Origin of the sequence: Pseudomonas sp. YuFO20, assembly GCF_035064975.1 — a bacterium.
Taxonomy (GTDB): Bacteria; Pseudomonadota; Gammaproteobacteria; order Pseudomonadales; family Pseudomonadaceae; genus Aquipseudomonas; species Aquipseudomonas putida_AE.
On record NZ_JAXDEO010000052.1, the window covers coordinates 16580 to 40369 of the forward strand.

A 23790-nucleotide genomic window follows, 5' to 3' on the forward strand; every position below is an offset into this window, starting at 1 on the left:
ACACAATAAGAGAGAACACATGCCTCTTTTGCGTCTGCCTCAAACCTTACTGACGGCCGTGCTGGCAGTGAGTAGCAGCCTGGCCATGGCGGCCAGCGCTGACTCGGCAAAGCCCAATATCCTGCTGATCGTGGCCGATGACCTGGGGTATTCCGACCTGGGCAGCTATGGCGGCGAAATCAATACGCCCACCCTGGATCAACTGGCCAGGGATGGTTTGCAGTTCACCAACCTGTACGCCGCGCCGACCTGTTCGATCACCCGCTCGATGCTGATGTCCGGCACGGACAACCACCTCGCCGGACTCGGCACCATGGCGGAAGCCTTGCAACCCTTTCAACGGGGCAAGCCGGGTTACGAGGGCTATCTGAACCAACGTTCCTATTCGATCGCCGAACTGCTGAAACAGGGCGGCTACAGCACCCTCATGGTCGGCAAATGGCACCTGGGTCTGGAGACGGACCAGGGACCGGATCAGCGTGGCTTCGAGCAGTCGTTTACCTTGCTGGAGGGCGGTTCGTCGCACTTCAAACCCGCCAGTGTCGACCCGGCCAGGATCGAACAAGTGCACTATCGGGAAAACGGCAAGGCCGTGGAGTTGCCGGAGAATTTCTATTCCTCCGATTTCTACACCGACAAACTGATCAGCTACCTGCAAAACAGCCAGAAGGACGGCAAGCCGTTTTTCGCCTATGCGGCGTTCACCTCGCCGCACTGGCCGCTGCAAGCACCGAAGGTGTACCTGGACAAGTACAAAGGTCGGTTTGACCAGGGCTATGACAGCGTACGGCTGGCGCGGATCGAACGGATGAAAAAACTCGGCCTGATGGCGGGCGATGCCCAACCGGCGAAGCCGCTACCGGTGAATCCCAAGCTGCCGGGCTGGGAGCAACTGAGCCCTGAGCAGCAAAAGGTCGAGGCGCGGAAGATGGAAATCTACGCCGCCATGGTCGACAACCTCGACCATAACATTGGCCGCCTGGTTGATTACCTGCGGCAAAGTGGACAGTACGACAACACGCTGATCATGTTCATGTCGGACAACGGCGCGGCAGGGGAGAACCACGCCCAGTTCTATCCACCGGGCCCACACACCGACAATAGCTATGCCAACCTCGGGCAGAAGGGTTCGCAGATCGACTATGGCCTGCGCTGGGCTGAAGTCAGCGCGGCACCTTTCCACCTGTTCAAAGGCACCACCGCAGAAGGCGGCATCAGCGTGCCGGCGATCGTTCAACTGCCCAAGTCACTGCGTCGCCAGGGTGTGGAACGCGGGGTTGCGCGGGTGGATGACCTGGCGCCGACCTTCCTCGAGCTGGCGGGTATCGAAGCGCCAACGGACGCAGGTAAACACCCGATTACCGGCAAATCCATGCTGCCGATGCTTGCCGGCAAGGGCAGCCCGCACATTGACGATAGCCTGGCCGGCGAGCTGTTTGGCAATGCCTATTACCGCGAGGGAAACCTGAAACTGCTAGGCATGCGTCCCCAAGCAGGTTTTGGCGATAACGCGCAGCCGCCGCGATGGCAATTGTTCGATCTGGCCCAGGACCGCGGCGAAACCACCGACCTGGCGGCCGCCCAACCCGAGACGGTGCAACGGCTCAAGGCTGCCTGGTTGAAGTATGCCGAGCGGGTCGGCGTGGTGTTCCCACCGCATTGACCGGGTTGCCCTCATGCACCGGCACGGATGCATGAGGGCAGACACTTTTCCTGACGGTCAGCCAAGCTGGTGCAAAACGGCACGCTTAAAACCTACTCGGGCTACCCCCCACGGTATGCCGACCACCAACGCCGACTTGCTCGCTTTCGTCAGGAGTCAAGTAGCTGCAGGGGCATGTGCACACATCTGTAGGAGCCGGCTTGCCGGCGAAGGCGGTGTGTCAGATGAAGGAGATGTTGGCTGTGCCGGCCTCTTCGCTGGCAAGCCAGCTCACAGGTTTGTTGGCCCACTCACGGGCGGCCGAATACGCACTGGTACCCAGGCCGGTGACGCGCTGGGTGGCGCTGTAGATGCTTGGGGTCAGGGCATAGAGCCCGGCGACGCAGCCGTTCACAAAGATGCCGATCAGCAGGACCAGGGCGAAGGCCAGGTTCAGGTGGGTGGTGAATTTCACGAAGATTGCCAGCAGTACCGCGTTGATCACCAGGTAAGCCATCAGTACCCGGGACAGACGAAAGCGTGCCGCCAGCAGGCCGATCAGCGAAGTGCCGAGAATGCCGCCGACGTTGAGCAGCACGCCGCCAGTCATTCCCTGCGTATTCGACAGGCCGGCCGACACCAGCAGCCTCGGCGTCCAGCTCATGACGAAGTAGAAGCCGAACATCACCAGGAAGAAGGCGCACCAGACGAGCAAGGTCGAGCGCAGCAGGGCTGGCGAGAACAGTTCTGCAAAGGTCGCCCGTAGCGGTTTCCTGGCGTCCTGCAACACCTCGGGCAAACGCTCGAGCGAGGTGATCGCCACGCGTTTGAGCAGGATATTGATACGTTCCAGCGCACGCCGGGGTTGGCGAGACAGCAGGAAAGCCAGGGACTCGGGCAACCAGAATGCAAGGATGGGCAGGGTCAGCAGCGTCGCTACGCCACCGTAAAAGAACACCGAACGCCAGCCCAGGGACGGGATGATCTGCGCCGCGATGAGGCCGCCGATCGTGGCGCCCAGTGCATAGGCCGTGGATTGCAGGCTGATGGCCAGGCTGCGCCACTTCTTGTTGGCGTACTCCCCGGCGATGACGTAGCTGCTGGCCAGGATGCCACCGATGCCAAGTCCGGTGATCAGGCGCAATACGGCGAGCATTTCCGGTGAGGTCGCCCTGGATGACGCCAGCATGCCCAGCCCGGCAATGCCGACACACAGCAGGATCAGCGGCCGTCGCCCGATGCGGTCGGCCCAGGGCGCGATAAACAGCGAGCCAATCGCCATGCCGACCAGCCCGGCGCTGAGCAGGTAGCCGAGGTGAGTGCCGCTCAGGCCCCAGTCGGCGGAAATGGAAGCGGCGGTGAACGCCATCACCAATACATCGAAGCCATCGAGCATGTTGATCAGAAAGCAGAGCGCAATCACGCCCCACTGGAAGCTGACCATGGGTTTTTCGTCCAGCTGTTGCCCTATCGACTGGCTCATGGCGTCAGGCTCCGAAGCTGTGGATAGACAGTGGGTATGAACGACGGGCAGCCGAAACCACCCCGCCAAAGCAGGGATTGCAGTGAGTACATGTCGATACCTTCTTGTTTTTGTGAGTCAGTGGAGCATGCAAGGGCCCGGAAAATGCGCACGCACTCTTAATCGGTACGCGTGCGCTGGGTACTTCAGGAAGTGGATTGGCGCAGTTGCTCGATGATGCGGCGGGCGCGATTGGCACCGGCATCGACATGGATGTCGATCATCGGGCGCACGCCAAACCGGCACATGTTCCGGTACTGGTCTTCGATCACCACCTTGTCCTCATCGAAGGTCAATATCGTTTGCTCAACCACCTTGGCCTTGATGGCTTCCGGATCGCTTTCGGGGTTGGTGGCAATGGTCCAGAAGTAGTGACTGGTGGTTGCAGTCTCGGGTGTGACCCCGTGGAATCCGCGCATATGGAAACCACCGCGATCGGGGTCGTCCAGGTCCTCGGTACCGGCATTTACCGCTCCGGTCCAGATGCGCAGATGGCTGACGTGAAATTCGATTTCCTGCCAGCGGTCCACGGTGCCTATGAACGGGTAGGCGGCCGTGTACGTGGGCGGTGGAACGGAGTCCGGCATGTGGCGCACGACCCGCACCACATCGCCTTCACTTTCCACACTCATCCGGGCATTCATGTGGATGCTGGCGTTGCCGCCGATGGTGCGCAGGTGGACATAACCCAGATGGCTCAAGTCCATCAGGTTGTCGTGAATCAGCTGGTAAGGCGCGTCGTAGTGGTAGACGTTGCCGTCGAACAGGTACTTGCCGCTGCTGTGGACAGGGTAGGTCGGCGGCTCGCAGGTCGGCTCCGATTGTGACTCGCTGCCAAACCAGATCCAGACGATCTGGTCCTGCTCACGCACGTGGTAGGCGGGTACTTTGGCCTTGCTCGGAATCTTGTCCTGGCCAGGGATCTCGACGCATTTTCCGCGTTCATCGTACAGCAGGCCATGGTAGCCGCAACGAATGCCGGATTCTTCGAGTGTGCCGCTCGATAATGGCAGTGCCCTGTGGCAGCAGCGGTCTTCCAGCGCGGCGACCTCGCCACTGGGTTTGCGAAACAGCACGACAGGTTTGTTGAGCAGCGTGCGGCCCACGGGTTTGTCCTTCAACTCCCAACCCAGCGCAGCGACGTACCACTGGTTCAGGGGAAAGTCAGGCAAGGCCGGCGCTGCAATTTCTTCGGCAAGCGACTGGATGTTCATGGGTGTTCTCCAGGTTTCATGTTGTTGTTCGATTCAGAGATCCAGCACCAGGCGCGATGATCTGGCGCGAGAGCAGCAGGGGGTAAAGCGGTCGTTGGCGGCCTGTTCAGCCACTGTCAGAAACTGGTCCCGGTGCTCGGGTATGCCCTTCAGAACCCGGGTTACGCAGGTACCGCAGACGCCTTGCTCGCAGGATGACTCGATCTCGATACCGGCCTCGTCCAGCACTTCGAACACCGTACGTTCGGCAGGAATCTGAAAGACCCGGCCGCTGCGTGCCAGCTCGACTTCGAAGGGGGCATTGGCGCTTTGATCGACAGGTTCTGCGGCGAAGAACTCTTTGTGTACGCGGTCCTGGGACCAGCCCGCGTTCTGCGCAGCGTCGAGGATGTAGTTCATGAAACCGCCCGGTCCGCACACATAAAGGTGGGTGCCGGCGTCGGGTGTGGCGAGCAAGGCGGGTGCATCCAGCTTCTGGATGTGCGAGCCGCTGTCGTCGTGAAGCTTGATGCGATCGGCGAAAGGCGTCTGCGCCAGCAGCGCAACGAACGCCGCGCGGTCGCTGGATCGAAAGCAGTAATGCAACTCGAAGTCGGCGCCCTGGTGCGAAAGCTCATAGGCCATGGCCAGCATGGGCGTGATGCCGATGCCACCGCCAAACAGCAGGTGTCGGCTGGCTGAGTGCTCCAGCGAGAAAAGGTTGCGCGGAGCACTGATGGTCAGCGTTTGCCCTGACCGTATCTGCTCGTGCATGGCTTTGGAGCCGCCACGGGAGTTCGGGTCCTTGAGCACGCTGATCAGGTAGCGATGGCGCTCCCTGGGATCGTTGCACAAGGAGTACTGCCGGGTGAGGCCGTCGGCAATGTGAACGTCGATGTGGGCACCGGCTTCGAACACCGGTAGCGTGCTGCCGTCCGCGGCACATAATTCGAAACTGCAGATACCTTCGGCTTCGTCGGCTTTGCGGGTGACGTTGACTTGAAGCATGACTTGTCCCTCCACACTGAAGTGGCTGCTGAAAAAAACTGGGTTAGAGCATTGGCCAGGGAGGCAGGTCAGCCGGGCGCTGGCGCGTGGAGGACGATCGTTTGCTTGGGCAACGCGAAGGCGATGAGAGTGAAGGGGTTCATGACCAGGACCTGATAATTATTTTTATGAGTCAGGGCGACGGCCTATCATGCGAATCATCGCCCGTGACGTTCGGTAGGGAAATCCTCCGATTATTTAGTTGCGGTGTCAACTAATATTCCAAGACCCGCCGATCCAAGGTGTTTGCTCAATGTCCGCAGAATCCCAGCTGAACCTGACGCGTTATGTCCCCGCGCTGTTGAATTTCCTGTCCAACAAGCTCTCCTCGGGGGCGTCGCAGTGCTATCGCAAGCATTTCGGCATCGGTGTGGTCGAGTGGCGAATGCTCTCGATGCTCGCCGTGGAAAACGACATCACCGCCAATCGAATCTGTCAGACGATCGGCCTCGACAAGAGTGCGGTCAGCCGTTCACTGCAATCGCTGGAAGTGGCCGGGCACATTTGCAGCCAGGTCGATTCCAAGGATGCACGGCGCTACACCGTCAGCCTGACTGACAGTGGCAAAGCGCTGCATGAGCGGGTGCTCAAGGTTGCACTGGAACGCGAACGGCGGTTGCTCAGTGGGCTCTCAGCCTCGGAAGTGGACACGTTGATCGAGTTGTTGGGCCGCCTGCATGCCCAGGTCGCCAACGTGAACGATTACGATCCAGTCGACGCTTGAGTCCGCGTGAACGAATAGCGTTCTCTGGAAAAAACAAACTGTTTCCTTTGGCGATCGGAGGAGGGACTGAGTCGGGTCTATTGCGGTAGTTTGGCAATCACCTTGATCTCGAAGTCGAAGCCGGACAGCCAGGTCACGCCGATAGCGGTCGCCGTCGGGTAGGGCGCTTCGCCCCAGTACTCGGCCGCTACCTCCCAGATGGTTTCGAATGTCGAGTCGGGCTCGACCATGAAGATGGTCGTGTCGACCACATCCTCGAAACTACTGCCGGCCTCGGCCAGGATCGCGTTGAGATTGGTGAAGGCCAGGCGCACCTGCGCCGCGAGGTCCGGCTCGGCCGAGCCATCCTTGCGGCTGCCGACCTGACCGGATACGAACAGAAAACCGTTGGAGCGAATCGCCGGCGAGTAGCGGTGCAGTTCGTACAGTGCATGGCGATCAGGCGGGAAAACGACATCACGTTCAATGGTCATTGCATAGCTCCTTCGGGGCCATCGTGGCCCGTTGCTGATGATGGAACTACTGTAGAAAGTCGGCCGACCTGGATAAACAAGCAACTCTGGTCATGACTGTTTGTAGAATCCAAACTATCCAGACCCGAGTGAGGCGTGAAATGGACCGTTTCGATGCGATGCAGGCCTTCGCCCGAGTGGTGGAAACCGGCAGCTTCACCAAGGCGGCAGCCACCCTGCACATGAGCAAGACCAGCGTGACGCAGCTCGTCCAGCAACTGGAAGCGCGGCTGCGCGTGCGCCTGCTCAACCGCACCACACGCAAGGTCAACGTCACCGCCGATGGCGCGGCCTACTACGAGCGCGTCACCCGGCTGCTGGCCGATATGGACGACGCCGAGACCAGCCTGTCCAGCGCGTCGATGACACCGCGCGGGCGGCTGCGGGTGGATGTGCCCAGTCCGCTGGCGCGAATGCTGCTGATACCCGCCTTGCCTGGGTTCTTTGCACGCTACCCGGAAATCCAGCTGACCGTGGGCGTGAGCGATCGAATCGTCGACATCATTGGCGAAAACGTCGACTGCGTGTTGCGTGGCGGCGAGATCACCGATCAGTCCCTGGTGGCAAGGCATGTGGGCGACCTGCAACTCGGTATCTATGCCGCGCCGGGCTACCTGCAGCGCTGCGGTACGCCGACGCACCCACGTGAGCTGGAGGAGGGCGGGCACAGTACCGTCGGCTTTCTCTGGTTTCGTACAGGCAAAGCCTTGCCCTACGCGATGCAGCGGGGCGAGGAACGCATCGAGGCCCAGGGCCGCCCGCAGCTGACGGTCGACGACGGCAATGCCTACCTCGCCGCAGGTCTGGCGGGTCTGGGCACGCTCTGGCTACCGCAGTACATGGCCAAACCGCACGTGGTCAGCGGCGAGCTGCTGCCACTGTTTGAGGACTGGCACATGGCACCGATGCCGATGTACCTGGCATTCCCGCCCAATCGCCATGTCAGCGCCAAGGTGCGGGTATTCATCGACTGGGTCATGGAATTGATGGCCGAGCATGCGCCGGTGGTTGGACGGGGTTGAGGGTGGAGGGGGCTTTTGGCCCTATGCAGGCTTTCAGGCTCATCAAGTGGCCACCTCTGTCCAGCTCAAGGTGGCTGTCTCACGCCATGTCACGTCACTGATCCCGTATTTCTCGGCTTGAGGCCTGGAGACGACTTTAAGCGGCGGCCTTCCCGGTTTGAAAATCAGGTTCCTTGACCCATTCCTTAAAAAATCGCGACATGGCGCTTCTGGGCCGCTGGTTTTTCCGCGCGATGTAGAGAGCGTTTGCGTTGTGTAAGTTTGGCTCAGCGAAGGATCGAGCGACGACTGGTGAAGTAAATGCCCGAGTGGCAGTACGCCGTGCCGCTCGTCGAATTTGAAGAATCTTTAGAAAATTTTCTCAGGCTCATCACCTTCAGATGAAATGGCCACCGTACCAACCGATCAGAGTGAAACCATCGTGCCGAAAATCCTGACCTCTCACATCGATCAAACCGAGCTGAGCGAGCACAACGCAAAGATGTTTGGCTCGCCCAAAGAACGCTTGGATTTCTACCGAAGGGAGATTCAGTACGAGACCAGTATCCTCGCCAATCGGACGGACGCTTACCTGGCCGCACAGTCCTTTCTGGTGATTGCCTTTGCTTCCTGCATGGCCAATCTGAACCCCGAGTGGGGCAAGCTGTTCACGTTGGTGGTACCCCCGTTTCTGGCATTGTTTGGGGTGCTCAGTTCCCTGAATGCCTGGCCCGGCATTCGCGCGGCCTATGACATTATCGATCACTGGTATTTCAAGCAGAGCGAGCTGCTGCGCAGTGAGCCGCTGATGGGATTGGCCTACGACGAATCCCCTTTGTTTTCCGAACGAGAGTCCACGCATAAAGGCTACCGCAAAGCCTTGTTGTTTTCGGTGCGTACGCCATGGATCTTTACCACATTCTGGATACTGCTCGGGGCCTGGTCGATCTTCATTCAAGTTTCAAACCCAGGCGCCTGAGCGGGGAAGATTTCAATGCTCAAGATCATCAGTGCCCACGACTTGAAGATCGACCTGGACAGCGCCAATGAAAGGCCCCATAACCGTCGAGGGTGTTGTTACTGCCATTGAGATCCATGAGGCACGCCAGGGGGGAATCCATGACAACACACAAGTTGACCATTCAAGATTTGCAGTTGAACGTTTCAATCCGCGGCCAAGGTTCACCGCTGCTCTTGCTCAACGGCCTGGGTGGTTTGATCCGTACCTTCGATCCCCTGCGCGACGAACTGGTGGGCTACAGGACCATTACGCTGGATGTGCCCGGGGTCGGAAAATCGCAAATGCCCCGCAGGCCGATGCGTCTGCCGCGCCATGCCGACCTGATCGCCGAGATGCTCAAGCAATTGGGGATCGAACAGGTCGATGTGTTCGGTGTGAGTTGGGGCGGTGCATTGGCGCAGGAATTCGCCCTGCGTTACCCGGGCATGGTGCGTCGGCTGATCCTTGCCGCGACCTCCGCCGGCCCGGCGATGCTGGTGAAGCCCGCCGATATCCTGGATTTTTTTCGCAGTAGCAAACGTGTCAAACCGGGCAAGCAGGAAGGCTCGAGCAATTCGCTACAGACGCTGCTGCGCTTCGGTGTGGTGAACGGCATGCTCACGGCCAACCCGCGGACCTATTACCACCAGCTAGCCGCCCTGATCGGCTGGACCAGCCTGCTGCGGCTGTTCCGTCTGCGCCAGCGCACGCTGATTCTCACCGGCGAACGCGACACCCTGGTACGGCTGTACAACGCGCACATCCTGCGCCGCGCCATCCGCCGTGCCGAATTGTACGTCCTGCAGGGCGAGGGGCATTTTTTCGTGGTGACCAGCGCCAGGCGAACCGCCGAAGCGATACGCGAATTCCTCAGCCAGCAGCACGACGATGAAGAGCCTGCGCTGATGATCGCCAACGGCATGTACAAGCCACGCCTGCAGCCGTCCGAGCGCAATTGATTGCGATGCCAGCTAATTGACCGACGAGTCTTGGCCGTGAACGAATAGCTCGCCCGTGTCGAGATCAGACACGGAGGCGGCGTGATCAGGTAACTGATTTGGCGGAAAAGCCGGGTAAGGTGGCGCATCTTTTGCCGCGGTGCACACAATGACAAGCCCGAGTTCCAAGGATTCGAACGGCCAATTGGCGCAGGGCTTCAAGCCTCGTCACGTCACCATGCTTTCCATCGCCGGCATCATCGGCGCCGGATTGTTCGTAGGCTCGGGGCATGCCATTGCGGCGGCCGGTCCGGCCGTATTGCTGGCCTATCTGTTCTCCGGCCTGCTGGTGGTGCTGGTCATGCGCATGCTCGGGGAAATGGCGGTGGCCAATCCCGATACCGGGTCATTTTCGACCTATGCCGACCAGGCCATCGGGCGCTGGGCCGGCTTCACCATCGGTTGGCTCTACTGGTGGTTCTGGGTGCTGGTGATCCCTATCGAAGCACTGGCCGCCGGCCATGTGCTGAACCAATGGTTTCCCCAGATCGATGCCTGGCTGTTCGCCCTGGCGTCGATCATTGCGTTGGTGATCACCAACCTGTTCAGTGTCTCCAAGTACGGCGAGTTCGAATTCTGGTTCGCCATGGCCAAGGTGGTGGCGATCATCGGTTTCATCGGCGTGGGATTTGCCGTGTTGATGGGCTGGGTGCCCGATCGGCAGGTCAGCGGCTTGAGCGGCTTGATGGCCGAACACGGCGGGTTCGCCCCCAACGGCCTGTCGGCGGTGGTGGGCGCCTTCATCACCATCATGTTCAGCTTCATCGGCACCGAGGCCGTAACTATCGCCGCCGCCGAATCCGACAATCCCTCGCAGAACATTGCCAAGGCCACGCGTTCGGTGATCTGGCGCATCGGCGTGTTCTACCTGTTGTCGATTTTCGTGGTCATCTCCGTGGTGCCCTGGAACGATCCGCTGCTGGCTTCCGTGGGCTCCTACCAGCGGGCCCTGGAAATCATGAACATTCCCCACGCCAAGTTCATGGTGGACGTGGTGGTGCTGATCGCCGTGGCCAGTTGCATGAACTCCTCGATCTACATTGCCTCGCGCATGCTCTACTCGCTGGGTAAGCGTGGCGATGCGCCGAAAGCGCTGAAGGCGACCTCCAGCGAAGGCGTGCCGCGGGCAGCAGTCATCGCCAGCACCGTGCTGGGCGCGGCGATCACCGTGTGGAGCTACTTCATGCCCGCCGGGCTGTTTGAATTCCTGCTTGCCAGTTCAGGCGCCATCGCCTTGCTGGTGTACCTGGCCATTGCCGTGTCGCAGTTGCGCATGCGGCGGATGTTGCGTCGGCAGAAGGTCGAGCTGACCTTTCGCATGTGGCTGTTTCCCTGGCTGACCTGGCTGGTGATTGTGTTCATTTGCGCAGCGCTGGCGGTGATGATGATCACCCCCGAGCACCGCACCGAAGTGAGCACCACCATCGGCCTGGCGCTGGCGATTTCCTTTATCGGCCTGGTGACATCCCGGCACCCAACACAACCTGAAAGGGCGACTTCGTTGGGCTAGGTGGCATCAGCGGTTATTGCGCCAGATGGAAAAATTCAACGCGGCCGCTACACACAGCCAGGCAACGTAAGGAAAGAAGATCAGGCCAGTGATGACATCGAGCCGCACTGCCATTACCACCATTGCCACGGCCACCAGCCAGAGCAGTGCCAGGATCAGCATGGCGGCGAGAAGGTGGTGCGCGCCGAAGAACACCGGCGTCCACAGCGTATTCAGCGCAATCTGCGCCGCCCATAACGCCAGCACCACCTGGCTACCCGGTATCAAGGTCATCCGGTATCCGCCCCAGGCGAGCAGCAGGTAGATGGTCGTCCAGGCGAGGGGAAACACCCAATTGGGCGGCGTGAAGCCGGGTTTGACCAGGGATTCGTACCACTGGCCCGGTTTGAACAGGATGCCAGTGCTGGCGGCAGCGGCGCAGGCGAGAAGGAAAATGAAAAAAGTCATCACAAGTCCTTGGCTGAGGGTCAGTTGTCCGGGGTAGACAGGCCATGTCGGCCTGTCTTAAACAAGGGACGCCCGGCGAAGGGAAAAGTTTGGATTGAGGCTGGAATATTCCAACTGAAGTTTGCCTTTCTCTACCGGGCTTACTGCGGACGCAGCCTTGGCCGGTTGACTTGCGGCAGCATCAGAGACTTTCAACGCTCACATTGAAGCGCAGACTCGACCGCACTCAGCAAAGCTTCGCCGCTGAAGGGTTTGCGCAAACATTCGATGGGCTCATAGCGGCTGGTTTCGGCCAGTGTCGCTTCATCCCAGTGTGCCGACATGCAAATCACTGGAAATCTACTGTCTTTGAGCGTCAGCGCGTGCATGACCTCGATCCCTGACAGTCCGTTCATCTTCAAATCCAGCAGCAGGCATGCGATCTCATCGAAGTTTTCGAGGGCCAGGAACTCCTCTCCCGAAGTGAATACCCGAGAGCGGTATCCCGCCGACCGCAGCAGATTGGCCAGGCTTTTGCGAACGGACGCATCGTCGTCCACGATACAGACGATGATCATGGCGCTGACCGATGACCCGGGTGCGGCGCAATCATTGTGGGTAGTCATGCAGGACTCTGCGGGCCAGACGTCGGCTCTGCGCTAATCAACCCATACAGGCTGACCAGGCTCACCAGCGAGCGCGTTTGCATTTTCTCCATGATGTGTTTGCGATGGACCTTGGCGGTGATTTCGCTGGTACCCAGCCGATTGGCGATGTGTTTGTTGGACAGACCCTCCACGATCAGTGGCAGCACTTCGCACTCACGGGGGGTCAACAGAGCGGCTTTTTTACGGGCGGCCTGAATGCGCCGCCATAGCTCGAATGCCATCGCTGCACGCTGACGGGTGGTGCGCAGGGTATCGAGTAACTGCTCGTCGTTGAAAGGTTTGGTCATGAACTCGACCGCTCCCGCTTTCATGGCCTGCACCGACATCGGGATGGTGCCGAACCCTGTCATGAAAATCACCGGCCACGGATGTCCGCGTTGTCCGAGTGTCGATTGCAGTTCCAGGCCTGTCGCCTCGGGCAGGCTGATGTCCAGCAACAGGCAGGCGGGGCCAATGTCGAGGTCAGCATTGAGCAATTCTTCGGCCGAGGTGAATATCCGGTGTGCGATGCCTTCGGCCCGCAGCAAACGACTGAGTGCTGTGCGTACGGACGCTTCATCATCCACGATGTACACCGGCACGCTGTCAGGATCGATCTTCTCCTGATCCTCGGACGCATTGGTGACCGGAGATACCGGATGGAACAGGGGCAGGGGCGATTCACGTTCTTTCAATAATCGGTAACCTCGGCGCGGGACCGTCTGGATGAACTCTTTTTCTCCAAGCAACTTGCGCAGCGAGGAGATCTGCACCTGGAGATTGTTTTCCTCGACGACGGTGTCAGGCCAGACCTGTGTGATCAATTCATCCTTGCTGACGATTCGGCCATCGGCTTGCAACAGCACCGAGAGGATTTCGAATGCCCGGCCCCCGACACGCAGCGGCCGTCCATCAAGAAAGGCTTCACGCCGTTCCAGGGAAATAGTGGCCTGGCCGAGTCGGATCATAGGTACCTCTGCACTGCGTTGACGGGGAGTGACGCCGCAACGTCGTTTCATCAGGGCTACACGCTAGGGGAGGGCCTCGCATAATGCAATTATCCCGAGGGATAACACGCAGCGATTCCGGTAGGCAAAAAACTACAGGCCGGGGGGCCCTCGACTGCCATCCTGATGCCGATAACGGACAGGATCGCTCAAGCGCAGCCCCCGGGCCAGAGCCTTGCGTATACTCACCGGCTCAGCCCGAATCTTCAGCGGTGATTGTTCATGCCCAGCAGCTCTCTCTCAGCATCCGGTTTGCACATTCTTGATGTCGTACACGATGAAGCCTGGCTTGAGCGATGCACCTTCACCCTGGTGCGCAGGGAAAACGACCTGACCTGGTTCGCGCTCCAGGATCGTCCATCGGGCACACGCTGGCTCGCCGCCCGAGCGCCGATCCAGCGGCCTTCCCTATGTCAGCGGCTGGAACGCGAGTTTCACTTGCGTCTGGATCCGGCCTGGGCGATTGCCCCTGTCGCGTTCATCCGCTCGGCCGAGGGGCCTTTGTTGATCTATCCCGCGTCCGGGGTGCCGCTGACTGATTTGATCAGTGACACAGGGCTGCCACTGGCACGCTTGCTGGGTATCGCCGTAGCCGCGGCCAACGCACTGGCGGGCGCCCAGAAGAGGGGTGTGCGACATGCCAGCCTGCTACCCCACCACTTGGTGGTGGATGCGGCCGACTCGGTCAGGCTGCTGAGTGTTCACAACCATGCCGGGGAGGCGCCCGCCGTTGAACTTCCCGACCTGGAGCAATGGCCTTATTTGGCCCCCGAGCAGGTACGACGCGATGCCGCCAGTTTTGATGCGCGCAGCGATATCTACGCGCTGACCGCGATTCTTTATCAGGCACTGACCGGCCGCCTGCCGCTCACTGCTCGCGACCCGGCCCAATGGCTGCACGTGCATGCCGCTGTCCAGCCTGAATCACCGGCGATTCATGTCACCGATCTGCCGGAAGGCATCTGCCGAGTGCTGCTCAAAGGCCTGGCGAAAGAACCGGGTGCCCGCTACCAGAGTGCCGAATCAATGGCCGTAGATCTGGCCTGGTGCCAACAGCAGTGGCTGGAACATGAGCGTATCGACGCGTTCCGCCTGGGCGCGATCGATGTGTTGCCTGCCTCGGCCCGCGGCGATGTGCTGTTCGGTCGAGAGGCCGAACGCACGCAGTTGGTCGAGCTGATGGATCAGGTGGGTCGCGATGGCGTTGCCCGGGTCCTGCTGGTCGGTGGAGCGCCGGGCGCCGGAAAGTCGACGCTGATACATCAGGGTGTCCGGCCCCTGGCGCCAGGCTACTGGGCCAGCGGCAAGAGCAATCTGTTGCAGCAGGAAATTCCATTTGCGCCCTTGGCAGAAATCCTCAAGTCGCTGATGACCCAGTTGCTGGGCAAGCCGGCTCTGGAGCTGCAGACGCTGGGCGAGCAACTGGTCGAACGGCTCAAGGGGCGGGGCAGGCTTCTGGTGGAACTGGCGCCCGAGGCCGAGCTGGTCATCGGGGTCACACCTGAGCTGCCGAACATGCCGGCCCGACATGCGCTCGATCGCGCCAACCGGACCCTGCTCGATGTATTGGAAGTCTTCGCTCAGCCGGGATGTCCCCTGGTGCTGTTCGTGGATGATGTGCAATGGGCGGATGATTCGACGCTGTCGTTTTTGCAGGCCTTCGTCGATCGGCGGCCCAGGCATCTGGTGCTGATACTGGCGTATCGCGAGGCGCAGACGCAGGCTCTCGAGCGCGAAGGGGGAGTGCTGGAGGTGCTGGGCCGCGAGCAATCTTTGCCTTGTGCAAGCGTCATGCTGGGGCCATTGTCGGTGGCCGCTGTCGCGCAGCTGATCGCCGCTGAACTGGACACCGAAACCAGGGAGATTGCGGCCCTGGCGCAAGTCGTGCATTACAAGACGGCCGGCAACCCTCTGTTCGTCAGCCAGGTGTTGCGCGCATTGATCGATGAGCATCTGGTGCGCTTTGACGTGCAGGGGCGCCGCTGGGTCTGGAATCAACAGGACGTGGACGGTTATCGCTACGCCGACAACGTCGCGGACTTGATGGTATTGCGACTCGAGCGCCTGTCACCGATGGAGCGCGAAGTGCTGCGCACGGCCGGTTACATCGGCGGACGCTGTGATGTGTCACTGCTGCATCGGCTGTTGCCGTGTGAGCCGCAGCAAATCACCCGTGATGTGCAAAGCCTGGTCGATGGAGGTTTTCTGTTGCGTGAACGCGAGCAACTGGTGTTTCCCCATGACCGTGTGCTTGAGGCGGCCTGTCAGCTTGCGGCGTCAGCGGGACGCGCCGCCGAGCATGCGCGTATCGCTGGCGCCATGCTTGATCATTGTGGCAAGCAGATCCATGAGCGTGTGTTCGAAATCGCCAGTCAGGTCCAGCGCATTGAAGCCGATGAACTGCAGGCGCATCGCCGGGCGGCGTTCGTCGAGCTGTTGGTCGAAGCCGCTGAACGCGCCCGCGACACCGCCGCTGTCGAGCAGGCCGTGGGCTATCTTCGCACGGCCGAGAGCCTGCTCGGCCAGACAGGTTGGTCGAGCCTCTACAGGCAGGCGTTTGCCACCCAATGGCTGGCTGCCGAGTGCGACATGCTCCTGGCCGATCTGGAAGGCGCCCGGCGCCGCCTCGACGATTGCCTCACCCAGGCCACCACAGTGCTCGACCGCGCGAAGACCTACCGGTTACGGGCCACCTTGCGCACGCTGCACTCCGATTACGAGGGGGCGATCACCGAGGCGCTGAACGGTCTGGCCTTGCTCGATATTCCCCTTCAGCGCAGGCCCTCGCAGGACGATTTGACCCTGGCATTTACCCAGGTTCGTGAGTATGTAGGCTCACGCCGCATCGCCGATCTGGTGCATTTGCCCAAGGCCGATGACCCGTCTGTCGAAGCGGCCATGGAGTTGCTCAGTACGTTGATTTCTTCGTTCTTCGTCGACGACGACATTCGTTTTCTGCATTTGGCAAAAATGGTCGAACTCACACTGCTGCATGGCACCACGTCAGGCAGCGGTTACGGTTTTGCCTGGTTTGGCGTGATGATTGCCGAACGTTATGGCGAATATGTGGACGGGCAGGCCTTCGCCGAAGTGGCGCTTGAAATCACCGACAAGCAAGGCTACGAAGCCGGGCGCACAGGCACGCTGGTGGCGCTCGATCAAGTCAGCCCGTGGACCCGACCGATGGCGTACGCTCGACAGAAGGCGTTCGCCGCATTCGAGTGCGGCCAGGCCGGCGGCGACCTGGGCATGTCCTGTTACGCCTGCAACCACATCGGTTCCGACCTGCTGTTCATGGGCGAACCCTTGCAAGGGGTGTTGAACGAACTGGAGCATGGGTTGGCGTGGGTACGGCAATTTCATTACATCGATATCGAGCGTATCCTGCTGGCGCAACAGGCTTTCGCCACCGATCTGCGTGACGGGCGCCTCCATCGACCGTTGGCCGAACTGGATGGCATCGAGCATGACCGTTTCGGCCCCATCGACCGTGCCCGTGTGTCGCAGCCGACGTTGTTCTGGTCGTGGCTGTATTCAGGCATGTCGGCGTTTTATTTTGGCGATATCCCTTACGCATTAAGACGTTTCGAAGAAGCCGCCGCGCTCGCCTGGTCCATCCCGGCGCATATCAATCTCGCCGATTACTACCTGTTCTACAGCCTGTCCCTGGGTAGTGCGCAAGCGCCGGGCGAGGTGACGGAAAAACTGGAAAAACTCGAGCGGCAACGCCTGCGCTTCCTGCCCTGGGTCGAACTCAACCCGATAACCTTCCGCAACAAACTGCTGCTGATCGAGGGAGTCATCGCCCGTTTGCGTGGTCAGGAACTGGTCGCTATCCGTTGTTTCGATCAGTCGCAGATCGCTGCAGCGGCGGCAGGTTTCATCCATGAGCAGGCGCTGGCCCATGAACAGCTGGCCGATATCTGCCTACCCAACGGGCTGGTGTCGGGTGCCAATTACCACCTGCGTGTCGCGCGCGATTGCTACGACCTTTGGGGCGCCAACAGCAAGGCACGCCTATTGGAAACCTTGCACCCGTTTTTGAGTGCGCAGCCATCGTTCGAACCGGTCCGGCCAATGACCCAGGCCCGCCTCGATCTTGAAGTGGGGATCGAAGCGGCGCGTGCACTGTCGCAGGAGGTTCTGCACGAGCGACTGGTCGAAACCCTGATGAATCACTTGATGATTCAGGCCGGTGCCGACAATGGCGTGCTGATGATGGTCAACGGCGCCGAACTGCAACTGGCTGCGACGGCTTCGGTCGAAGCCGGCAGTGTGCGGGTCACTCTGGACTGCGCACAACCGCTCGAAGCGATGGCGCCGGCCTCGGTGCTCAACGCCACGATGCGCACGCGCACGACCCTGCTGCTCGACGATGCCCGGGCCGATTGTCCCGAGGCCTACAGCAGCGATCTGCAACGGCGCCAGGTGCGGTCGGTGTTGTGCCTGCCGTTGCTCAAACAAGGCCTGTTGGTCGGCCTGGTCTATCTGGAAAATAGCCTGGTCCCCAAGCTGTTCAACGCCCAGCGCCTGACCATGCTGGAAATTCTCGCCTCTGCGGCCGCGGTGTCACTGCAAACCGCCAAGCTGTATGAACAGCTGGTCGAGGATAACCGGCTACACGCACAAATGGAGGCGGACTTGCGCAGTTCTCGCGCGGAACTGGCGCGTAGCTCGCACCTCAAGGTCATGGGCGAGCTTTCTGCTTCGATTGCCCATGAAATCAGCCAGCCGCTGCTGGGCATTGTGTCCAACGCCTCGGCCAGTCTGCGCTGGCTCAAGCGTGACCAGCCCGATCTGGAGGAGGCGATTCAGGGGCTGGAAGACATTCGCTCGGACAGCGCTCGCGCCGCGGACATAGTCCAGGCACTTCGTGCACTCGCCAAACAGGCTCCGTTGCAACGGTTACCGGTGCAAATCGATCACTTGATCGCAGAGGTCGTGCGCCTGACCGCCACCGACCCGGCGAACCGCAATGTGCGCCTGGAGACCCGGCTTGAGGCGCAATGCCCGGTGTCGGTCGACGAGGTGCAGATCCAGCAGGTGGTGTTCAACCTGATCACCAATGCGCTGGATGCCATCGCCGGAGCAGGGTTGCCCAATGGACGCATCATCATCGGCTCAGTGGTAAAGGACGCTCATGTCCAGGTCTGCTTCCAGGACAACGGCCCCGGAATTGACGCACACCAGCGCGAGCAGATCTTCGATGCCTTCTTCACCACCAAAGGTAGCGGCATGGGAATGGGCCTGGCCATCTGCAGGTCGGTGATCGGTGCGCATGGCGGGACATTGGTGGTTCAGGACAGCGAGCAGGGTGCGCGAATTTGCTTCAACTTGCCCCTGGCACCGGCCAGCGCCGGATGAAAAAAGGCCGCATGAGCGGCCAAAGGGAGGAGTTCGTTTTGTCGGTCTCGATCATTTCACGCGTGTAGTTCTCGCGCGTGCGACTGTCCCACGCCTTCGACCAGGCTTTCGTGAATGCGCCAGTTGGGTATGTCCCGATCAATCACTGGCGTCTGGAGAGGGTGGCTCATTGCAGGAACAAAGGCCCGGCGCCATGCCTTGGGGGTCATTCCTTCCAGGCGGCTGAAGGTGCGGGTGAAATGCGAGTGGTCCGCGAAACCGCATTCATAGACGACATCGGTGATCGGCATCGAGGTGATCAGCAGGCTTTTGGCTTTTTCGATTTTCATCATCACCAGCCAGCCCTGCGGCGAGTGGCCGGTAACTTTTTTGAATGCTCGGGAAAAATGGCTACGGGACAGGTTGCAGTGTTCGGCAATCGCGCTGATGCGAACGCAGCTGCCCATGTCACGCAGCATCAGCTCCTTGGCACGGCGCTCCTGCCAGCCGGACAGGGCGCCCAACGGCCGTACAACAGGGCATGGATGGTTTGTATTCACCGATGGCGGGTTCATGGTGGCTCTCCTGATCGTTCAGGAAAGTCTGTCCGCCAGCGACATTTAAAGTCCTTAAGCAAACCTTAAGAGTTATGAAGTGGGCCTTGCCACAGGCGTTAATCAGCACATCGCTGCAATTTTCAGGGTGTCGGGCAGGTGCATGATCGAGTTTACCCGGCTGACATGATCAGCCGTTTTCTGACTCGATCAAAGGTGAGGCATGAAGCATTCTCTGGTTTGCACACTGCGTGGAATAGGCCTGGCATTCGTGCTGACTTCGGTTGGCGCACAGGCTCAGGCGCCGATTCAGGCCACTCAGGTCCCCGGCTACTACCGGTTGGCGGTGGGGGATTACGAAGTGACGGCGCTGTTCGACGGTTACAACGATCTTTCACCGAAGCTGCTGCAGGGCATGAACCAGAGTCAGATCCGCGCGCTGCTCGCCCGTCGCGCAATTGAAACACCGGGCGTGCAAACGGCGTTCAACGCTTTCCTGATCAACACTGGCAAACAACTGATTCTGGTCGACACCGGGGCAGGGCAGTGCATCGGTGCCACCGCCGGCCAGCTCTCGGCCAACATGCAAGCCGCCGGCTACAAGCCGGAGCAGGTCGATGCCATCCTGCTTACGCACTTGCATCTGGATCATGTCTGCGGTCTGGTGGATGGTCAGCAGCAGCCGATCTTCGCCAACGCCTCGGTGTATGCCGCCAAGGCCGAAGCCGATTACTGGCTGGACCCGCAGGCGCTGGCCAAAGCTGCGGAAGCGGCCAAAGGCTTCTTCAAGATCGCGCAGGACTCCACCGCACCTTACATCGCCGCGGGGCGCTTCAAAACCTTCTCTCCGGGTCAGTCGCCGTTGCCGGGTGTGGTCGAGGCCCAACTGGAGACCGGACACACGCCGGGCAGCAGCACTTACCGCTTTACCTCCCAGGGGCAAAGCATCCTGTTCATGGGGGACCTGGTGCACAACCTCGCCGTGCAATTCCTGCACCCGGAGGTGTCGATCGGGTTCGACGTCGACAATCAGCAAGCGATCAAGAGTCGCAATCAGGTGTTCAGCGCCGCTGCCGCGAGCAAGACCTGGGTGACGGCCGCGCACTTGCCGTTCCCCGGTATCGGTCATATCAGCGCCGTGGACAAGCATTTCGAATGGGTGCCGTTGGAGTACGGGCCGTACAAACGAGCGGCCAACGTTCCGCTGATCGAGTAACGCCCGCGGCACCCGCGTCTGACTCAACCTCTAGCAACCAAAAAGGATTACCCATGAACATCCTCCAGAAAACCCTGGCCATCTCTCTCCTGGCTCTTTCCATAGACAATGCCATTGCCGCAGGCAGTCCGGGCGTCGAACACAACACCCAGGCCTTTCTTGAAGCCCTGGCGGCCGGTGGCGGAAAACCGCTGGAGCAAATGAGCCCGAAGGACGCCCGTGCGGTTCTAACCGGAGCACAGGCATCGGTGAAGGTTGATCTGTCCGGCGTCGAAGTCAGCGACCGCTCTATCTCGGTGGGAGAGCAAATCATAAAACTGAAAATCGTCCGCCCGGCCAAGGTCAAAGGTGAGTTGCCAGTGTTCATGTTTTTCCATGGCGGTGGCTGGGTCTTGGGCGACTTCCCAACTCACCAACGCCTGATTCGCGACCTGGTGGTGGGCTCCGGCGCCGTCGCAGTGTATGTCGATTACACGCCGTCGCCAGAAGCGCAGTTCCCGACCGCGATCAACCAGGCCTATGGCGCGACTCGCTGGGTGGCCGAGCATGGCAAGGACATCGGTGTCGACGGTAAGCGGCTGGCGGTTGCCGGCAACAGTGTCGGCGGTAACATGGCGGCGGTCGTGGCGTTGATGGCCAAGGAACAGAAAGCCCCGGCCCTGCGCTTTCAGTTACTGATGTGGCCGGTGACCAACGCCGGGTTCGACAGTGGCTCGTATCAGCAATTTGCCGAGGGCCACTTCCTGACGAAGGGCATGATGCAGTGGTTCTGGGACAACTACACCACCAACCCGGCCGAGCGCGCACAGATCCACGCTTCACCGCTCAACGCCAGCGCCGAACAGCTCAAAGGGCTGCCGGCAGCCCTGGTGCAAACAGCCGAGTTCGACGTGTTGCGTGATGAAGGCGAAGGTTACGCCCGCCACCTGGATGCGGCCGGTGTGCCGGTCACCTCTGTGCGCTACAACGGCATGATCCACGACTTCGGCTTGCTCAATCCGCTGAGCTCGATTCCCGAGGTCAAGGCTGCGGTGCGTCAGGCAGCACTGGAGCTCAAAACGCATTTGAACTGAGCCTCCAAAATGAAGCCTGCCTTGCGGCAGGCTTCTCATTGATCTTCGAGGTGTATTTCATCGCTGACGCTTGTGGTGACATCTCGGTCGAAGCTCATGAGATGGCCATTCAGCGCATGGTGCAACTTGGGGCACGTCCGATGACATCCCTGCAATACCTGCTTGAATTGCAACGCGACTGGACCCGTACCGATAGTGAAAGACTCCTCGTAGACATCGAAATGGTACTCAATTGACTGCGCGCTTATTAAACCTCTTTACACCTGGTTTATTTACAAATAGGCAGTTCATCAATATCGGCCTCAAAAAACGGCTCATCAAGTTGCAACCTCCGTCCAGCTCAACGTTGCTGTCTCACGCCATGTCACGTCACTGATACCGTACCTCTCGGCTTGAGGCTTGGAAACGACCTTGAGCGGCGGCCTTCCCGGTTTGGGTATGGGCGCCACTCCTGCGTCACAACTTGCCCAGTGCCATGCATCAGCGCTGCTCTTTATCTTCGTCCTGATAATGAATGACCTTGGCTCCCCATGAAGCTTGTATTCAATGACGTAAAGACCGGTATTCATGAGATCCCCCTCCATTCGCTCATAGACAAAGGAGTGGCGGCGTCAGAAAAAATTCAAAGCAATTTTATGGTATGGTAACTCATTGATTTTATTGATTTTATAAGCTTGGATTGGTTGTCGTACACGCAGTGCATTGGCTTGGAATAGGGAAATGAATGACCGGTGAGCAGAATTTGGAATGAACGAGCCTTGCAGGGGTCAACTGCGAAGACCTGCATCGCTTTTTCGACACTCGTTGCCAGGTGCAGCTCCAGGCCGCCGAATACGCGTTGAAGCATTTACCGCACTTCCACCGCCGCGCGCTGGCAGGTGAACGAGGGTAGGAGCACGTTTGCGGTCCTGGAACGAAACGGCAAGATGTCGCTCCAGGCGATAGGGCCGAACACGGCATCGGACGGGGTATTGGATGCCATTTTAAAAGGGAGCGGGTTTCGGATTACGTTGATTATTTGCAATGGCCAGCCACGGTGATCTCGGCCTGGTTTGTCGGTTACCAACGACCATTTCCGTGAAACCCTATCTCTGTGCAGTGCTCGCATGTAGGTGTCGGCGGCAACGCATAATTCATTGTTTTCGATGGCAGGCACATCGAGCGACCGCCCGTCAGTCGTCCTGATCAATTGTTTGAACATCCGCTGATTTTCCCCGGTTCGCCTATTCTCAAACTCCAGCCAAAAACATTGACCTTGAAGTTGCCTTCAGTTCCCAGGTGTTTTGGCGGCCAGGCGGTGCAACCTTTCATTGAGGAGACGCGAACATGGGGTATGTCACTACGCAGGACGGTGTCGAGATCTTTTACAAGGACTGGGGGCCGCGCGAGGCCCCGGTGATCTGGTTTCATCACGGATGGCCACTGAGTGCCGATGACTGGGATGCCCAGATGCTGTTTTTCCTGGCGAACGGCTACCGGGTGATTGCCCACGACCGGCGCGGCCACGGGCGCTCCAGTCAGGTCTGGGATGGGCACGACATGGATCACTATGCCGATGACGTCAGGGCCGTGGTCGACCATCTTGGCGTGCAGGGTGCCGTCCATGTAGGGCACTCCACCGGCGGTGGTGAAGTCATCCATTACATTGCCCGGCACGGCGAAAACCGCGTGTCGAAGGCCGTCATCATCAGCGCCGTGCCACCCTTGATGGTGCAGACCCCTGGCAATCCGGGCGGCTTGCCCAAGTCGGTGTTCGATGACTTGCAGGCGCAGCTCAAGGCCAACCGCGCACAGTTCTACCGTGACGTTCCGGCGGGGCCTTTCTACGGGTATAACCGCCCGGGTGCAACACGGTCCGAGGGCAACATCCAGAACTGGTGGCGACAAGGCATGATGGGCTGTGCCATTGCCCATTACGACGGGATCGTGGCCTTTTCCCAGACCGACTTCACCGAAGATCTGAAGAAGATCACGATCCCGGTGCTGGTGATGCATGGCGATGACGACCAGATCGTGCCTTATGAAGACTCCGGGCCGTTGTCAGCCAAGCTGTTGCAAAACGGCACGCTGAAAACCTACCCGGGCTACCCCCACGGCATGCCGACCACCCACGCCGATGCCATCAACGCCGACTTGCTGGCTTTCGTCAGAAGCTAAGCGACACACATCTGTAGGAGCCGGTTCGTTGGGTGTTGCCGGGAATTGCGTCTGGCGGTGATCACCTTGTAGGAGCTGGCTTGCCAGCGAAGGCGGTTTGTCAGGCGAGGAAGATGTTGGCTGTGCGGGCCTCTTCGCTGGCAAGCCAGCTCCTACAGGTTGTTGGGTGTTGCCGGGAATTGTGTTTGGCGGTGATCACCTTGTAGGAGCTGGCTTGC

At 60.0% G+C, this 23790-nt stretch carries 19 protein-coding genes and 2 pseudogenes; 12 read left to right on the plus strand and 9 right to left on the minus strand.

Translation table 11 applies throughout. The features are described 5' to 3' along the window. Positions 1-19 precede the first annotated feature (19 nt). Both SOP85_RS24495 and SOP85_RS31475 read left to right on the plus strand, forming a co-directional pair. A complete protein-coding gene (locus SOP85_RS24495; protein ID WP_323628498.1) occupies positions 20-1663 on the plus strand; it encodes an arylsulfatase in 1644 nt (547 codons plus the stop codon). 57 nt (positions 1664-1720) lie between these two features. Beyond that, positions 1721-1817 (plus strand): annotated as a pseudogene (locus SOP85_RS31475) (alpha/beta fold hydrolase); the annotation flags it as partial. 66 nt (positions 1818-1883) lie between these two features. Here SOP85_RS31475 and SOP85_RS24500 read toward each other — a convergent pair. The 3 genes from SOP85_RS24500 to SOP85_RS24510 all read right to left on the minus strand — a co-directional run bounded on the left by SOP85_RS24500 (position 1884) and on the right by SOP85_RS24510 (position 5365). After that, positions 1884-3125 (minus strand): MFS transporter, encoded by a 1242-nt coding sequence (locus tag SOP85_RS24500; RefSeq protein ID WP_323628499.1) that lies wholly within the window; start codon positions 3123-3125, stop codon positions 1884-1886. A 185-nt stretch (positions 3126-3310) separates the two neighbouring features. Further along, positions 3311-4378, minus strand: a complete 1068-nt coding sequence (locus SOP85_RS24505; RefSeq protein WP_323628500.1) for an aromatic ring-hydroxylating dioxygenase subunit alpha — start codon at positions 4376-4378, stop codon at positions 3311-3313. A 33-nt stretch (positions 4379-4411) separates the two neighbouring features. Continuing rightward, entirely contained in the window at positions 4412-5365 is a 954-nt protein-coding gene (locus SOP85_RS24510) for a PDR/VanB family oxidoreductase (RefSeq protein WP_323628502.1), read from the minus strand. Between the two features lie 292 nt (positions 5366-5657). Between SOP85_RS24510 and SOP85_RS24515 the strand changes: the two genes are divergently transcribed. Further along, positions 5658-6128, plus strand: coding sequence for a MarR family winged helix-turn-helix transcriptional regulator (locus tag SOP85_RS24515; RefSeq protein WP_274077828.1), 471 nt, complete (start codon positions 5658-5660; stop codon positions 6126-6128). A gap of 77 nt (positions 6129-6205) precedes the next feature. Here SOP85_RS24515 and SOP85_RS24520 read toward each other — a convergent pair whose 3' ends face one another. Next, positions 6206-6601, minus strand: coding sequence for a RidA family protein (locus tag SOP85_RS24520; RefSeq protein WP_274077827.1), 396 nt, complete (start codon positions 6599-6601; stop codon positions 6206-6208). A 140-nt stretch (positions 6602-6741) separates the two neighbouring features. On the opposite strand from SOP85_RS24520, the gene SOP85_RS24525 reads away from it, so the two are divergent. From SOP85_RS24525 to gabP, 4 genes are all read left to right on the plus strand, one after another. Further along, entirely contained in the window at positions 6742-7662 is a 921-nt protein-coding gene (locus tag SOP85_RS24525) for a LysR family transcriptional regulator (protein ID WP_323628503.1), read from the plus strand. 421 nt (positions 7663-8083) lie between these two features. Beyond that, the gene (locus SOP85_RS24530; RefSeq protein WP_414920315.1) at positions 8084-8620 is read left to right on the plus strand and encodes a hypothetical protein; all 537 of its coding nucleotides are present in this window, start codon (positions 8084-8086) and stop codon (positions 8618-8620) included. Positions 8621-8760: 140 nt separating this feature from the next. Then, a complete protein-coding gene (locus SOP85_RS24535; RefSeq protein ID WP_323628504.1) occupies positions 8761-9600 on the plus strand; it encodes an alpha/beta fold hydrolase in 840 nt (279 codons plus the stop codon). Between the two features lie 148 nt (positions 9601-9748). Next, positions 9749-11149 carry a GABA permease gene (gene gabP / locus SOP85_RS24540; protein WP_323628505.1) on the plus strand — a complete coding sequence of 467 codons (1401 nt, stop codon included), beginning with the start codon at positions 9749-9751 and terminating at the stop codon, positions 11147-11149. A gap of 6 nt (positions 11150-11155) precedes the next feature. On the opposite strand, the gene tspO is transcribed toward gabP, so the two are convergent. The 3 genes from tspO to SOP85_RS24555 form a co-directional block, all read right to left on the minus strand. Continuing rightward, entirely contained in the window at positions 11156-11596 is a 441-nt protein-coding gene (gene tspO / locus SOP85_RS24545; protein WP_274077823.1) for a tryptophan-rich sensory protein TspO, read from the minus strand. 191 nt (positions 11597-11787) lie between these two features. Beyond that, the gene (locus SOP85_RS24550) at positions 11788-12153 is read right to left on the minus strand and encodes a response regulator transcription factor (protein WP_274077822.1); all 366 of its coding nucleotides are present in this window, start codon (positions 12151-12153) and stop codon (positions 11788-11790) included. A 44-nt stretch (positions 12154-12197) separates the two neighbouring features. After that, positions 12198-13190: a response regulator gene (locus SOP85_RS24555; RefSeq protein WP_323609059.1), complete on the minus strand. Its 993-nt coding sequence runs from the start codon at positions 13188-13190 to the stop codon at positions 12198-12200. 348 nt (positions 13191-13538) lie between these two features. Here SOP85_RS24555 and SOP85_RS24560 point away from each other — a divergent pair, with 348 nt between their 5' ends. Beyond that, a complete protein-coding gene (locus SOP85_RS24560) occupies positions 13539-18593 on the plus strand; it encodes a trifunctional serine/threonine-protein kinase/ATP-binding protein/sensor histidine kinase (protein ID WP_323628513.1) in 5055 nt (1684 codons plus the stop codon). A 56-nt stretch (positions 18594-18649) separates the two neighbouring features. Here the strand turns inward: SOP85_RS24560 and SOP85_RS24565 are convergent, their stop codons facing one another. Further along, entirely contained in the window at positions 18650-19147 is a 498-nt protein-coding gene (locus SOP85_RS24565; protein WP_323609060.1) for a helix-turn-helix transcriptional regulator, read from the minus strand. 202 nt (positions 19148-19349) lie between these two features. Between SOP85_RS24565 and SOP85_RS24570 the strand changes: the two genes are divergently transcribed. The 3 genes and pseudogenes from SOP85_RS24570 to SOP85_RS24580 all read left to right on the plus strand — a co-directional run. After that, positions 19350-20342, plus strand: a complete 993-nt coding sequence (locus SOP85_RS24570) for an MBL fold metallo-hydrolase (RefSeq protein ID WP_323628506.1) — start codon at positions 19350-19352, stop codon at positions 20340-20342. A gap of 53 nt (positions 20343-20395) precedes the next feature. After that, positions 20396-21415, plus strand: coding sequence for an alpha/beta hydrolase (locus SOP85_RS24575; protein WP_323609061.1), 1020 nt, complete (start codon positions 20396-20398; stop codon positions 21413-21415). Between the two features lie 44 nt (positions 21416-21459). After that, positions 21460-21612: pseudogene (locus SOP85_RS24580) on the plus strand (isochorismatase family protein); the annotation flags it as partial. A gap of 120 nt (positions 21613-21732) precedes the next feature. Here the strand turns inward: SOP85_RS24580 and SOP85_RS24585 are convergent. Continuing rightward, on the minus strand, positions 21733-21984 hold the full coding sequence (locus SOP85_RS24585) for a DUF6555 family protein (protein ID WP_323628507.1): 252 nt from the start codon (positions 21982-21984) through the stop codon (positions 21733-21735). A 757-nt stretch (positions 21985-22741) separates the two neighbouring features. Between SOP85_RS24585 and SOP85_RS24595 the strand changes: the two genes are divergently transcribed. Next, positions 22742-23572, plus strand: a complete 831-nt coding sequence (locus SOP85_RS24595; protein WP_323628508.1) for an alpha/beta fold hydrolase — start codon at positions 22742-22744, stop codon at positions 23570-23572. Positions 23573-23790: the final 218 nt, after the last annotated feature.

Excerpts from the sequence above, each read along its gene's own strand:
- SOP85_RS24495 (WP_323628498.1), top strand. The coding sequence starts at position 20 with ATGCCTCTTTTGCGTCTGCCTCAAACCTTACTGACGGCCGTGCTGGCA.
- SOP85_RS24500 (WP_323628499.1), bottom strand. The coding sequence starts at position 3,125 with ATGAGCCAGTCGATAGGGCAACAGCTGGACGAAAAACCCATGGTCAGC.
- SOP85_RS24505 (WP_323628500.1), bottom strand. The coding sequence starts at position 4,378 with ATGAACATCCAGTCGCTTGCCGAAGAAATTGCAGCGCCGGCCTTGCCT.
- SOP85_RS24510 (WP_323628502.1), bottom strand. The coding sequence starts at position 5,365 with ATGCTTCAAGTCAACGTCACCCGCAAAGCCGACGAAGCCGAAGGTATC.
- SOP85_RS24515 (WP_274077828.1), top strand. The coding sequence starts at position 5,658 with ATGTCCGCAGAATCCCAGCTGAACCTGACGCGTTATGTCCCCGCGCTG.
- SOP85_RS24520 (WP_274077827.1), bottom strand. The coding sequence starts at position 6,601 with ATGACCATTGAACGTGATGTCGTTTTCCCGCCTGATCGCCATGCACTG.
- SOP85_RS24525 (WP_323628503.1), top strand. The coding sequence starts at position 6,742 with ATGGACCGTTTCGATGCGATGCAGGCCTTCGCCCGAGTGGTGGAAACC.
- SOP85_RS24535 (WP_323628504.1), top strand. The coding sequence starts at position 8,761 with ATGACAACACACAAGTTGACCATTCAAGATTTGCAGTTGAACGTTTCA.
- gabP (WP_323628505.1), top strand. The coding sequence starts at position 9,749 with ATGACAAGCCCGAGTTCCAAGGATTCGAACGGCCAATTGGCGCAGGGC.
- tspO (WP_274077823.1), bottom strand. The coding sequence starts at position 11,596 with ATGACTTTTTTCATTTTCCTTCTCGCCTGCGCCGCTGCCGCCAGCACT.
- SOP85_RS24550 (WP_274077822.1), bottom strand. The coding sequence starts at position 12,153 with ATGATCATCGTCTGTATCGTGGACGACGATGCGTCCGTTCGCAAAAGC.
- SOP85_RS24555 (WP_323609059.1), bottom strand. The coding sequence starts at position 13,190 with ATGATCCGACTCGGCCAGGCCACTATTTCCCTGGAACGGCGTGAAGCC.
- SOP85_RS24565 (WP_323609060.1), bottom strand. The coding sequence starts at position 19,147 with ATGAACCCGCCATCGGTGAATACAAACCATCCATGCCCTGTTGTACGG.
- SOP85_RS24570 (WP_323628506.1), top strand. The coding sequence starts at position 19,350 with ATGAAGCATTCTCTGGTTTGCACACTGCGTGGAATAGGCCTGGCATTC.
- SOP85_RS24575 (WP_323609061.1), top strand. The coding sequence starts at position 20,396 with ATGAACATCCTCCAGAAAACCCTGGCCATCTCTCTCCTGGCTCTTTCC.
- SOP85_RS24585 (WP_323628507.1), bottom strand. The coding sequence starts at position 21,984 with ATGAATACCGGTCTTTACGTCATTGAATACAAGCTTCATGGGGAGCCA.
- SOP85_RS24595 (WP_323628508.1), top strand. The coding sequence starts at position 22,742 with ATGGGGTATGTCACTACGCAGGACGGTGTCGAGATCTTTTACAAGGAC.